At 44.7% G+C, this 12,974-nt stretch carries 14 protein-coding genes; 8 read left to right on the top strand and 6 right to left on the bottom strand.

All coding sequences use genetic code 11. From position 1 onward, the window contains the following. Position 1: 1 nt before the first annotated feature. The 6 genes from BMX69_RS18775 to BMX69_RS18750 form a co-directional block, all read right to left on the bottom strand. Positions 2-709 (bottom strand): LytR/AlgR family response regulator transcription factor, encoded by a 708-nt coding sequence (locus tag BMX69_RS18775; protein ID WP_100043897.1) that lies wholly within the window; start codon positions 707-709, stop codon positions 2-4. 269 nt (positions 710-978) lie between these two features. Then, a complete protein-coding gene (gene rbr, locus BMX69_RS18770) occupies positions 979-1,515 on the bottom strand; it encodes a rubrerythrin (RefSeq protein WP_100043201.1) in 537 nt (178 codons plus the stop codon). A gap of 86 nt (positions 1,516-1,601) precedes the next feature. Beyond that, a complete protein-coding gene (locus tag BMX69_RS18765; RefSeq protein WP_025230384.1) occupies positions 1,602-2,144 on the bottom strand; it encodes an NADH peroxidase in 543 nt (180 codons plus the stop codon). A 111-nt stretch (positions 2,145-2,255) separates the two neighbouring features. Next, complete coding sequence (locus BMX69_RS18760) at positions 2,256-2,651, bottom strand: Fur family transcriptional regulator (RefSeq protein ID WP_025230383.1); 396 nt, start codon at positions 2,649-2,651, stop codon at positions 2,256-2,258. A gap of 97 nt (positions 2,652-2,748) precedes the next feature. Beyond that, complete coding sequence (locus BMX69_RS18755; RefSeq protein WP_025230382.1) at positions 2,749-3,678, bottom strand: LysR family transcriptional regulator; 930 nt, start codon at positions 3,676-3,678, stop codon at positions 2,749-2,751. Further along, positions 3,675-4,400 (bottom strand): phosphatase, encoded by a 726-nt coding sequence (locus BMX69_RS18750; protein ID WP_054790434.1) that lies wholly within the window; start codon positions 4,398-4,400, stop codon positions 3,675-3,677. Before BMX69_RS18750 ends, BMX69_RS18755 begins: the two co-directional genes overlap by 4 nt. Positions 4,401-4,573: 173 nt before the next feature. Between BMX69_RS18750 and BMX69_RS18745 the strand changes: the two genes are divergently transcribed. From BMX69_RS18745 to BMX69_RS18710, 8 genes are all read left to right on the top strand, one after another. After that, complete coding sequence (locus tag BMX69_RS18745) at positions 4,574-5,506, top strand: S1 RNA-binding domain-containing protein (RefSeq protein WP_054790435.1); 933 nt, start codon at positions 4,574-4,576, stop codon at positions 5,504-5,506. Positions 5,507-5,736: 230 nt separating this feature from the next. Further along, positions 5,737-6,420, top strand: coding sequence for a GTP pyrophosphokinase (locus BMX69_RS18740; protein WP_054790436.1), 684 nt, complete (start codon positions 5,737-5,739; stop codon positions 6,418-6,420). 131 nt (positions 6,421-6,551) lie between these two features. Further along, positions 6,552-8,351 carry a glycerophosphodiester phosphodiesterase gene (locus BMX69_RS18735; protein ID WP_100043200.1) on the top strand — a complete coding sequence of 600 codons (1,800 nt, stop codon included), beginning with the start codon at positions 6,552-6,554 and terminating at the stop codon, positions 8,349-8,351. Between the two features lie 14 nt (positions 8,352-8,365). Continuing rightward, positions 8,366-8,815 (top strand): D-aminoacyl-tRNA deacylase, encoded by a 450-nt coding sequence (gene dtd / locus BMX69_RS18730; RefSeq protein ID WP_025230377.1) that lies wholly within the window; start codon positions 8,366-8,368, stop codon positions 8,813-8,815. Positions 8,816-8,847: 32 nt separating this feature from the next. Then, positions 8,848-10,242: an aminopeptidase gene (locus BMX69_RS18725; RefSeq protein WP_100043199.1), complete on the top strand. Its 1,395-nt coding sequence runs from the start codon at positions 8,848-8,850 to the stop codon at positions 10,240-10,242. Between the two features lie 172 nt (positions 10,243-10,414). Continuing rightward, complete coding sequence (tig, locus tag BMX69_RS18720; protein WP_054790437.1) at positions 10,415-11,509, top strand: trigger factor; 1,095 nt, start codon at positions 10,415-10,417, stop codon at positions 11,507-11,509. Between the two features lie 28 nt (positions 11,510-11,537). After that, a complete protein-coding gene (locus tag BMX69_RS18715; RefSeq protein ID WP_100043198.1) occupies positions 11,538-12,122 on the top strand; it encodes a xanthine phosphoribosyltransferase in 585 nt (194 codons plus the stop codon). Then, a complete protein-coding gene (locus BMX69_RS18710) occupies positions 12,119-12,916 on the top strand; it encodes a Cof-type HAD-IIB family hydrolase (protein WP_100043197.1) in 798 nt (265 codons plus the stop codon). The genes BMX69_RS18715 and BMX69_RS18710 overlap by 4 nt, the downstream gene beginning before the upstream one ends. Positions 12,917-12,974: the final 58 nt, after the last annotated feature.

Below are 12,974 nucleotides of genomic sequence, written 5' to 3'. Positions count from 1 at the left end.
TTTAACCTCCCATATATTCGGCCAGGCATTCCATAAATGATTTTTTCCGGCTCCGGCTAACGGGAATCCGCTCGCCTGAAAACAGCACTACTTCGTTAGGCAGGCAGCCGGTCACGTGTTTTAAATTAACCAGATAGGCATTGTGGCACTTGGTAAATCCAAAGGTTTTTAAAGCCTCTTCCAATCGTTTCATAGGTCCGGAAGCTACAAAATTTCCTTTGTCTGTATGGATGAGGACATGGTGCAGCTGGCTTTCGATGTAATAGACGGAGTCCGTGCTCAGCCGCATGGTACCTTCGGGCCTGTCTATATTGATATAGTGTATTGCCTGCCGTTTTAAGATTCTGCCCACAGCTTTATTTAAGATTTGTGAAAAAGAAAGATAGGGCACTGGTTTTAATATATAACCCAGGGCGTCTACCGTATATCCCTCTACTGCAAACTGGGAGGAGGAGGTGATGAAAATAAAGATCACATCCTCATCAAGCTCCCTGATCCTTTGTGCTGTTTTCATGCCATTTAAATATTTCATCTGAATATCCAGCAAAATGATATCGTAGCTGGCAGTATAGTCTGATACAATATCAAGGCCGTCGGTAAAAACCTGAACCTGAAAACTGACGGAATGGTCTTTTTCGTACCGGGCAAGGTAGCTTTTCAGCGTTTCCACATATACCATTTCATCTTCTACAATAGCGATTTTAATCATATCTTTATCCTCAAACCGGTCATTCATTTCCTACTATAAAAGTATAGCATGAGCATTAAAAAAAATCCAAGGTATTTTACAGGAGCAAGTCTTTGGAAAATAAAGCAGGTGAAAAGGTTGTAAGAATTAAATGGTCCCGACAAAAAGAAATGCACCTTGATTGACTTTGATAAGCCGCTTCATCAAGGTGCATTCCCCTATTTTACATGTGATTTCTTTGATCAAATTACTTATTTGAAATCATATTGCTGCTGCCATAACAGACTGCATTAATAATTTTCTACTTTTCTTTCAAAATAAGCCTTAGGATGAGCACAGGTTGGACAGATTTCCGGAGCATCCGGTCCTTCATGAATATAACCGCAGTTGCGGCACTTCCAGCCAAGAGGAGCATCACCCTTAAAGGTTTTGTCGTTCTTTAAGCTGTCAAGCAGCTTTAAGTAACGTTTTTCATGAGCAGCTTCTACTTTTCCTACGAATTCAAATTTCAGAGCCAGTTCATGAAAGCCTTCTGCCCTGGCATCCTCTGCCATTTTCTTATACATATCGGTCCACTCGTAATTTTCACCTGCAGCCGCATCTGCTAAGTTATCTTCCAAGGTACCAATGCCATGCAATTCCTTGAACCACATCTTAGCATGCTCTTTTTCCTGATCAGCAGTTTCTAAGTACAGGGAAGCCATCTGCTCATAGCCGGCCTTCTTGGCAGCGGATGCATAATATGTATACTTGTTTCTTGCCATGGACTCGCCTGCAAAAGCATCTTTTAAGTTCTGTTCTGTTTTTGTTCCCGCATATTTGGACATCGTATAAACCCTCCTGATTTGAATTTTGTATGATCGTACATGCAATTGGGGAGCGGTAATTTATTATGCCGCTCCCTAAAGGTGTATTATCCGAAGTATCTCTCTAATAAGCCCTTGAATGCTTTACCGTGACGAGCCTCATCCTTTGCCATTTCATGTACTGTGTCATGGATTGCATCTAAGTTTAATGCTTTTGCACGTTTTGCAAGGTCAAATTTACCTGCAGTTGCGCCATTCTCAGCAGCAACACGTAATTCAAGGTTCTTCTTAGTGCTGGAGGTTACGCATTCGCCTAATAATTCTGCAAATTTAGAAGCATGCTCAGCCTCCTCGAAAGCAGCCTTCTCATAGTATAAGCCGATTTCAGGATAGCCCTCTCTGTGAGCTGCTCTTGACATTGCAAGATACATTCCAACTTCTGAGCATTCGCCTTCAAAGTTAGCTCTTAAATCCATCATGATGTCTTCCGGAGAACCCTGTGCAACACCGATTTCATGCTCGCAAGCCCAGGACATATCTCCATCCTGCAACTTAAACTTTTCAGAAGCAGCCTTGCATACTGGACAGAACTCCGGAGCTGTCTCCCCTTCGTGAACGTAACCGCATACAGTACAAACCCATTTCTTCATGATCTCATGTCTCCTTTTTATTTTTAATATTTATAGTTGTTATTGATGGTAATCGATAACAGTAATGATTACTGATATTAATTTACCATAACTTTATCCTGATGTCAAGTGTTATCGAGAATTATTTTCAAAACAATCCTTGCAGATCCCATAGAAGTAAATCGTGTGACTGTCCACCGTGCCGTCCGCATGTTCCTGAGCCATATGGTTGATGTTATCCATAGGGGCCAGTGGCAGGTCACTGACCTTTCCGCAATGTTTACATACGAAATGGTAGTGGGGCGAAGTGTCCGCATCAAAGCGGTCTGCGCCATCTCCGCATGTCAGCTTTTGGATTTCACCCAGCTCAACCAGAAGGTTTAAGTTGCGGTATACGGTTCCAAGGCTGATGTTGGGATATTCCTCACGGATCAATGTGTATAGAGCATCGGCAGTGGGATGGTCGTGCCTTGCCATTAGACAGGCTTTAATGGATTCCCGTTGACGGCTATACTTTAATGTTTTCATGGCCGCTCCTTTTCTAAAATAATAATTATATTAGTAATTGTTACTATTTAATAATAAAGGATTTCAGCCCTTTTGTCAATCTACAGTTACAGTTAGGCTATATGTTCTCCCGTGCGATCCGTATGAACTCCTCCGTGGCTTGGGATAAATATCTGCCTTTGTAGCGGCCGAATGCCAGAACACCGTGGCTGCGCCTGTAATTTAAGGAGAAAAAATGAAGTCCTGTCTTTTTCATACCGGCATTAGGGCTTCCGGACATGAACATTTTGGGGTAAAAGGTAATTCCCATTCCCTTAGCTGCAAGGGCAAGCACAGTTTCTATATTCTCTGTCTCCAAAAGAATGGAAGGTGTAAGCTGGGCATCTTCAAAAATTTCATCGGCAATGGTACGCACCCGGTTTCCCTTGTTGATGAGAAGGTAAGGGCAGTCCTTTAAAAGCTGCACATCCGCATTTTCTTCCAAAACCTTTATCATCTCCTCCTGCTGTCCCGGAAAATACCGGTCCAGAATCTGGTCTGGAACCACAAGGAGGATTTCCTCTTCGCAAATAGGAACGGTTTCCACATGATCTGCTTTAAAAGGAAGAAGGTCGATCATCAGATCGATGTTTCCGTGGATCAGGGCGGTACTAAGCTCGGAGGAATTTCCCTCTACCAGATGGATCTCAATGTTTGGAAACTTTTCTTTATAAGCGGGAAGGATGGCAGGGAGAAGGAAGCGCCCCCTGGTATGGGAGATTCCGATGGAAAGCTGCCCCGTGGTAAAATCCTTGATATCGGCAAGTTCCCGGTAGGTTTCATCCTTTAGGTCCAGCATCTGCTTTGCCCGGACTTTCAAGGCCCGGCCTGCGTAGGTCAGGGTAAGCGGCATGGTACGGTTGAAAAGCTGGACATCAAACTCCTTTTCCAGATTGGAAATATGGCTGCTTAAGGATTGCTGGGAGATGTACAGCTGCTTGGCAGCACGGGTGATATTTAATTCCTCCGCAACCGCCAGAAAGTATTCCAGGTTCAGGAAGTTGATCATAGATAAGCCTCCAGCTTCGGAATATAGGGAATGAGCTTGTTAAGGGAAGTGTTTACAATAAGCTCTTCCGGGAAATTCAATTCTTCAATAAGCTCTAAGGCTCTCACATGGTTTCCCACATCCGCTTCCGTATGAGCGTCGCTGTCAATGATGATGGAAGCCTTATAACGCTTGCAAAGCTCCAGCATGATCCGGTAATTTTCCGCGGCATTCATTCTTGCGCTTAAGGGATGAAGAGAGCTGGAATTAAGCTCCAAAAGGGTATGGTTTTCAGCAGCGGCGGAAACAAGGGTGTCATAATCCACCGGAAAACGGCTGTCATCAGGGTGGCCGATGATGTGGATCATAGGATTTTCAATGGCTCCGAGATACGCTCTTGTATTTTCAGAGGAAGTTCCGCTTTTGTAGCAGGGTTCATGGAGGCTGGCAATGGAGTAATCCATTTTTTCCAGAAGACCTTTTCGCAAATCCACACGCCCCGTGTGATCCATAATATTAAGCTCAACGCCCATGAGTATATTGACTCCGTAGATTTTACGGGGGATTACTTTAAAATTTATAAAATAAAACTCGTGGCATGTTCCTGGCATTTTAGGTGCGTGATCCGTAGAGCCCATGAGGGCAAGACCTTTTTCAGAGGCAGATTTAGCCATTTCATATAAAGTGTTGTACGCATGTCCGCTGGCTACGGTGTGGGTATGCAGGTCCATTATGTCGTTCATGATTCTTGTCCTTTCTGTATCTGGCCTGGGGGCATCCCCAGTGGAAAATATTTCATATATATAAATATAACATATTTTTACTGAGAAAACTATAGTAATATCAGGCGGGATGTGATAAATATATAGGTAGATTTTATGCAGTACTGAGCGATTTATGAACGGAGGAGATATCGATGAGCGAAGAGATGAAGCAGACAGACGTTAGGGAAGAAGCAGTAGAGACCATGGCTGATTATGCCGCAGAACTGGAAGCATCCTTTAAAAGGGTAAAAGAAGGAGATGTTCTCACAGGAACCGTTATCAGTGTAGATGAGGACAAGGTTACATTGGATCTGAAGTATTTTGCGGAGGGGATCATTGATAAGGAGAATCTAAGCAATGATCCGGAATTTAACCTGCTTAAGGAAATCCAGCCTGGGGACGAAATTACGGCAACGGTTATTAATGCCAATGACAGGGAAGGAAACGTGGTCCTTTCCAAAAAACTGGCTAATGACCAGATGGCCTGGGAAACCCTGGGTGATTTGTTAAAGGACCGAACCATTGTCAATGTAAAAATCACCGAGATCGTAAAAGGCGGAGCTGTTGCTTACCTGGAGGGGATCCGGGGATTTATACCGGCTTCCAAGCTGGCGGGGGAATATGTGGAGGACTTAGAGGAATATAATGGAAAGACCATTGAAGTCACAGTCATCACCGCAGACGAGGAAAATAATAAGCTGGTGCTTTCAGGCAAAGAGCCGGCTCTTATGAAACAGAAGGAAGAAACCAACAAAAAGATCGCAAAGTGCGAGGTAGGGTCCATCATGGAGGGAACGGTGGACAACATAAAAGATTACGGTGCGTTTATTAACCTGGAAAACGGGCTTTCCGGCCTTCTTCATATCTCACAGATCAGCACTCAGAGGATCAAGCATCCAGGGGTCGTGTTAAAGGAGGGACAGACGGTAAAGGTGAAGATCATATCCATAGCAGATAATAAGATAAGCTTAAGCATGAAGGCCCTCCAGGAGGAAGAGGAATCGAATGAAGAGGTCTTTGATTACAAGGAAGAAGGTTCTGCATTTACAGGGCTTTCGGCGCTCTTAAAGGGACTGAAATTTTAGAAAATCAGGAAAAAGAATATAAAATATCAGGTTTCTATGGTATACTATTCTTGAGGAGCAGGGGCTGCCGGGCGATGGGGCTGCCCCTGTCTCGCTGACTTGTGCGAATCATGAGCCGAAGAAATATGCCTGCATATTCATATGGCGAATGCCGCTGAGGCTAAGAAAAACCCGCAAAGCGTGTTTTTTTTAGTTGGAAATGCGGGTGCGAGAGAGAGGGGGGAATTGGAATGAATATTCCCAAATCATTTAATCAGGTCGATCAGTGGAAATCTGTAATGTTTTTGTATGACTCGGCATTAAAGGAAATCAGTACAAAAATCGAAATACTTAATAATGAGTTTGTGCATATCTATAATTACAATCCCATTGAACACATTAAGTCAAGGCTTAAGACCCCGGACAGCATTGTGAAAAAGCTGAAGCGGTATGGCTATGACGTGACGATCGACAACATGGTGGAGAAATTAAATGATATTGCAGGGATTCGGATTATCTGTTCTTTTACATCGGATATTTACCAGATTGCGGAGATGATAACAAAGCAAAGCGATGTCACGGTTCTTTATGTGAAAGACTATATCAAGTATCCTAAGCCTAACGGTTATAAAAGCTATCATATGGTGATAACCATTCCCATCTATCTGACGGATGGTCCGGTGGACACCAAGGTGGAAATTCAAATCAGGACGATTGCCATGGATTTCTGGGCAAGCCTGGAACATAAGATATATTATAAGTTTGAAGGCAATGCACCTGCGTACTTGCAGCAGGAGCTGAAGGCCTGCGCGGATGTGGTGAATATGCTGGATGGGAAGATGTTTTCCTTAAACCAGGCGATTCTGGAACTGAGTGAGGCTCAGCAGCGGGAGACAGCAGGAGAGGACATGATGGATGAGGACGATTTGACTTAAAAGATGCAGCCTTGACGATTCCGCTCGCTGAGGCTGCTTTTTACGCATACTCATTCGGCGAATACCGTAGCAGCTTAGAAAAATTCCCAAAACGTATTTCTTAATTCTTTCCGCAAAAAGAAGGTTATGGCATGAGTATATTAACAAAAGACACCTGGAAGATCATAAAGTTCAATCAAAAGAATGCTTTTGTTTTTGAATTGCTGTTTCGGTTGGTTACCACGACCCTGTACCTGCTTCTCTTAAACAAAGGCCTTTTATTTGCGCTGCGCATGGCGGGGTACAGCTATCTGACCGTCGGAAACATCGGCTATTTCCTGGCAAAGCCCTGGACGGTCCTTATGATTGCGGTGATGGTGGTTATCGGAATCCTGATTCTTATGCTGGAGACCGGCTGCCTTATTACGCTGTATGAGGGGGCCTTCTACTCCCGGAAGCTTAAAATGGGGGAGATATTAACCGGCGGATTTTTTAAGCTGGCCCATGAGATCCGCAGAAAAAACTGGCGGCTGGGTCTTCTCATTCTGGCGGATTACGGGCTTGTAAACCTGTATCTTATCTACCAGATGCTGACCCATGTAAAACCTCTTAATTTTGTTATATCCGAGATTTTGAATAAGCCTGTAGGAAAGATCTCTTTGGCCCTTTTTGTGGTTTTGCTCCTGGCAGTTGTCATTCCTGGAATCTATACCTTTCACGCCTGCATGGTGGAGCAGAAGAATTTCCGGGATGGGTATTTTAGAAGCCTGTGGCTTTTAAGACACCGGATATTAAAGGTTGTGATTCTTTTAACCATTTATTACGCAGCGGCTATAGTGGGACTTTGGCTTGTTTATGCATTTTGTGTGCTGATTGCGGCTGTGGGAGTGACCTTGTTTACGGACAACAGTCTTGCCTTGGCCATCCTGCCGGCAGCATGCAGCCGGATCGAGCTGGTGCTGATCTTTTTAACAAGTATGTTTCTGGCTGTGGGAAACTGGGGAGCATTAAGCGTCCAGTATTTCGGTTTTACCAGTAACTTTGCAAAAAGGAGCAAAAGCAGCGATTATTCCGGCAGCAAGTATGGGGAGAGGAGGCTTGCGGCCTTATTCATGGCTTTAGCTGCGGCATTCAGCCTGTTTTCCCTTTTTGGAGTGGTGCGGAATGGTTCTGCAATTACCACCGACTTGCTCAGCGTGATTCAGATTACCGCCCACCGGGGCAGCTCCAGGGCAGCCCCTGAAAATACCATGGCCGCCATGGCAAGAGCCGTTGATGACCTGGCGGACTTTGTGGAGATCGATGTCCAGGAAACAAAGGATGGCGTGGTGGTGCTGGGGCATGATATCAGCTTAAAAAGAGTATCAGGAATAAACCGTGCCATAAGCTCCTACACCTTTGAGGATTTGCAGCAGCTGGATGTGGGAAAGTGGTTTTCTGCTGATTACGAGGGCGAACGGATCCCATCGTTAGAGGAGGTCATGGAATTCTGCAAAGGCCGGATCAATATAAATATTGAGATCAAGGATTTAGGAAGCGGCAGTGAGCTGCCGGATAAGGTCAGGGAACTGATTGAGAAATACCAGATGAAGGAACAGTGCGTTGTGACCTCTGTCCGTCTGTCCTATTTAAGCAGAATGAAGGAAATGGATCCTGATATCCGCACCGGTTATATTATATCAGCGGCCTATGGAGATTATTATTCCAGCGATTCTATCGACTTTATCAGCCTCCGTTCCAGCTTTGTAAGCGAAAGGCTTGTGGAAGCCGCTCATAAAAAGGGAAAAGCGGTTCATGCCTGGACGGTGAACAACAAAAGCGAAATGGAGCGGATGAAGATGCTGGGAGTGGATAATATTATCACGGATTACCCGGTGCTTGCCAGAGAGATTCTATACCGGGAAGCGGCTACGGAAACCCTTTTGGAATACTTAAGACTGGTATTAAAATAGACAGGAGAATGGATATGAAGATTGTTTTACAGCGGGTTGCCCATGCAAAGGTTACTGTGGATGGGCAGCAGATCGGCGCCATTGGGAAAGGCTTTCTGCTTCTTTTGGGAGTGTCTGATACGGATACGGAAGCCATTGCCGATAAAATGGCAGATAAAATATGCAAGTTAAGGATTTTTCCCGATGAAAATGGGAAAACCAACCTTTCCCTTACAGATGTGGGAGGGGAAATCCTGGTGGTCAGCCAGTTTACCCTTTATGCAGACTGCAGGAAAGGCAACCGCCCAAGCTTTACAAAGGCAGGAGGACCGCAGCTTGCAAACAGTCTCTATGAATACGTGGTGGAGCGGTTAAAGACCTATGGAAACCAGGTAGAGCATGGAAGCTTTGGAGCCGACATGAAGGTAGAGCTTTTAAACGACGGACCGTTTACTCTGGTCCTTGACAGCGATGAAATCTGTTAATTAATATCATAAGAATATGGAGGAATCACAAAATGGAGAAAACAAAAGGACAACAATTGCAGGAAGAACTGACATTTAAATTTCCGCATATCGCAAAGGAAGCGCCATATCAGCGTGAAGAGGCGGAAATGTTCTGCGAGGGCTATAAGAGATTTCTGGATAACGGAAAAACTGAACGGGAATGCGTCAGAGAGGCCGTGGCAATGCTTGAGATGCAGGGATACCGTCCCTTTGACGCCGGAAAAAACTATAAGACTGGCGATAAAGTGTACTATGTGAACCGCGGCAAGGCCATCATTGCAACCACCTTCGGCAAAGCGGGAATGGAACAGGGGCTTCGCATCAACGGAGCTCATATCGATTCCCCAAGGCTTGATTTAAAGCCCAATCCTGTTTTTGAAAAGAATGACCTGGCTTATTTTAAGACCCATTATTACGGCGGAATCAAGAAATACCAGTGGGGAACAGTTCCCTTAGCCATCCACGGGGTGATCATTAAGAAAAACGGTGAGATTGTGGAACTAAACATCGGTGAAAAGGAAGGCGATCCCGTATTCTGCGTGACAGATCTGCTTCCCCATCTGGCAAGTGAACAAAATGACAGAAAATTAAGAGATGGTTTAAAGGGCGAGGAACTGAATGTACTCATTAGTTCCATTCCCTTTATTGACGAGGCGGAGCTTAAGGAGCCTGTGAAGCTTCTGGCCTTAAAGCTGCTTAACGACCGCTATGGAATTACAGAAGCGGACTTCTTCCGCGCTGAGATTGAGCTGGTACCGGCCCAGAAGGCCTGTGACGTAGGACTTGATCATAGCCTTATCGGTGCTTACGGGCAGGATGACAGGGTATGTGCCTATACGGCTCTGATGGCTGAAATCGATGCCAACATGCCTGAATATACGACGGTCACCGTTCTGGCAGATAAAGAGGAAGTCGGTTCCGAGGGAAATACCGGCTTAGATTCCGATTTTGTTCTTCACTACATTCAGGATCTGGCTGCCATGGCTCAGATGGATGTAAGAAAGGTGCTTAGAAACTCCATTTGCTTATCCTCCGATGTCAATGCAGCCTATGATCCCACCTTTGGCCAGGTATATGAAGACCGCAATTCCTGCTTTTTAAACAAAGGCTGTGTCCTGACCAAGTACACCGGTGTCCGGGGCAAATCAGGTTCCAACGATGCAAGTGCGGAGCTTATGGCAAAGATCATCGCCATGATGGAGCAGGAAGGTATTTACTGGCAGATCGGAGAGCTTGGCGCAGTGGATCAGGGCGGCGGCGGCACCATTGCCAAATATGTGGCTCATATGAATGTGGATGTGGTGGATTTAGGAGTTCCTATTCTTTCCATGCATTCTCCCTTTGAGCTTTCTTCCAAGCTTGATGTGTACAATACATACAAGGCTTTCCGGGCGTTTTACAAATAATGCTTTTCACATTTGAAATAGGGGACTTACCTGATCCGGTTAAATATAACGGAATTTTGAAATTTTTGTTAATTTCGGGAAAAAGCTTTTTTTACCTTGCCCGATATGGTATAACTGACTGGAAGCACTTTTTTAATCAATTATTAAAAATAGAAAGAAAAAGGATCATATTATGAAGAAAATTTTTAAAGTTTGTATGTGCGGTTTGGTTGCCGCCGCTCTTATTACCGGCTGTTCTAAAAAGCCGGCAGAAAAGCCTGCAGAAACTGAAACGGAAGCAACGGAAAGCTCAGCACAGGAAACTTTGGCTGTTGAGGATTTAACCGGTGTGGATAATGGTACCGTTACTCTGGGAGATTACAAGGGAATTGAAGTGACCAAGGATCCGGTAGAAGTGACTGATGACGAAGTGAACCAGGCGGTTCAGAACGATTTATCCGTTAGTGCAAAGGATGTTGAGGTTGACCGGGCTATTCAGAAGGACGATGTGGTTAATATTGACTATGTAGGAACCAAGGATGGCGTTGCTTTTGACGGCGGTACAGCTCAGGGCTATGACTTAACAATTGGCTCCGGACAGTTTATCGAAGGCTTTGAAGACGGTCTTGTAGGTGCGAAAAAGGGGGACAAGGTGTCCTTAAACCTTACATTTCCGGAAGGTTATCAGAATGCAGATCTGGCAGGAAAGGCTGTGGTATTTGATGTAACAGTCAATACCGTTAAAGAAAAGCAGGTTCCGGAATTAAACGATGCTTTTGTTCAGGAAACTACATCCTTTAAGACAGTAGATGAATACAAGGAAGATAAGAAACAGACTCTTTTACAGAATAAGAATGATGAAGCAGAACAGAAGATGAAAAGCGATATTTACACTGCCATCTTAAATGGTTCTAAAGTGGAACCAAAGCAGGAAGCAGTTGATGCCAATTTCAATAACATGATTGCCAGATATTCAAACCAGGCTGCAGCATACGGTATGGACTTTAAGACCTTTGTAGGCGCATTTACAGGAATGGGAGAAGAGGACTTTAAGAACATCATAAAGACTCAGGCAGAGGCGACTGTAGAACAGAGACTGATCGTAAACGCCATAGCGGAAAAAGAGGGAATCACAATTACAGATGAAGATCGTAAGGAAGTTGCAGAGCAGATGGGTTATGAAAGCGCTGAAAAGATGATCGAGACCGCAGGCCAGTTTGATGTAGATGATTATATTATTAACAATAAAGTAATGGATTTCCTTACAGAGAACGCAGTTATTAAATAATGAATAATTTACGATTGGGGGAACCTTTATGCAGCTTTTAAAGGACAGAATACGGAAAGATGGAAAGATAAAGTCTGGTGATGTGCTGAAAGTAGACAGTTTTTTAAATCATCAGATGGATATCAAGCTGTTCGTAGAAATTGGAAAGGAATTTAAGAGACGCTTTGCCGATTATGAAGTCAATAAAATTTTGACCATTGAAGCTTCCGGCATTGGCATAGCCTGTATCGTGGCCCAGTACTTTGATGTACCGGTGGTATTTGCAAAGAAATCCAAGACTAAGAATATCGCAGGTGATGTATATACCACCCAGGTGGAATCCTTTACCCACGGCAGGACCTATGACATCATGGTTTCCAAGGAATTTTTGGGAGCCGGTGACAAGGTATTGCTGATTGATGATTTTTTAGCCAACGGAAAAGCCCTGGAAGGTCTGGCTGCTATCGTAAAGGATTCCGGTGCAAAGCTGGTTGGTGCAGGAATCGTGATTGAAAAGGGCTTCCAGCCCGGCGGAGACCGATTAAGAGCGGAAGGAATCCGGGTAGAGTCCCTGGCCATTGTGGAAAGTATGGATGAAACAACAGGGACCATATGCTTTCGGGGTGACCGATGAGCGAGAAAAGAAAGGCCTTGTTTTTCGATATTGACGGTACGCTATTTTCCGAGGTAAACCGGAATGTGCCTGAGAGCGCAAAAGCAGCAATTGCACAGGCTAGAAAGAATGGTCATCTGGTATTCATCAATTCCGGGCGTACCGAGTGCCTGATCGGTTCCATCAAAGAGCTGATCCAGGTGGATGGCTACTGCTGTGGCTGCGGAACCCGCATTATAGCAGAAGACCAGGTTCTTTTTTCTGCGGCGATCCCTCACGAGCGGGGGATTGAGATCAAGCGCATCATACAGGAATATGACCTGGATGGAGTTTTAGAAGGAACGGAAAGCTGTTACTTTAAAAAAGGAACCTCCCGCCTTCCGCAGGTGGAGAGAATGAAGCAGATCGTAGAGCAGGAAGGGAACTTATCGCCTTACGGCTGGGATGAGGACTGTTACGACTTTGATAAGTTCTGTGTTTTTGCAGACGAAAAAAGTGATTTAAAGTGCTTTTCCCGGGCTCTGGGACTGGACTTTGAGATCATTGACCGGGGCAGTGGATTTTATGAATGCGTTCCCTCCCAGTATTCCAAGGCAACAGCCATTGAACTGGTTTTAAAGCACTATGGGATCGCTCTGGAAGATGCCTACGTGTTTGGTGACAGTACCAATGACTTATCTATGTTTGAATATGCAAAGAACTGCATCCTTATGGGGCATCACAGCGTGGAGCTGGAGCCTTATGCAACCTTTTATACAAAGAATGTGGAAGACGATGGAGTGGCCTATGCGATGAAGAAGCTGGGACTGGCTTGATCGAATATAGAGAAAAAACAGATGGGAGCATCAGCCGATGCTTCCATCTGTTTTTTAT

Source organism: Lacrimispora sphenoides JCM 1415 (assembly GCF_900105615.1).
GTDB lineage: Bacteria > Bacillota > Clostridia > Lachnospirales > Lachnospiraceae > Lacrimispora > Lacrimispora sphenoides.
The sequence above is the reverse complement of the archived record's forward strand: the minus strand, read 5'-3'. Positions and strand labels throughout refer to the sequence as shown.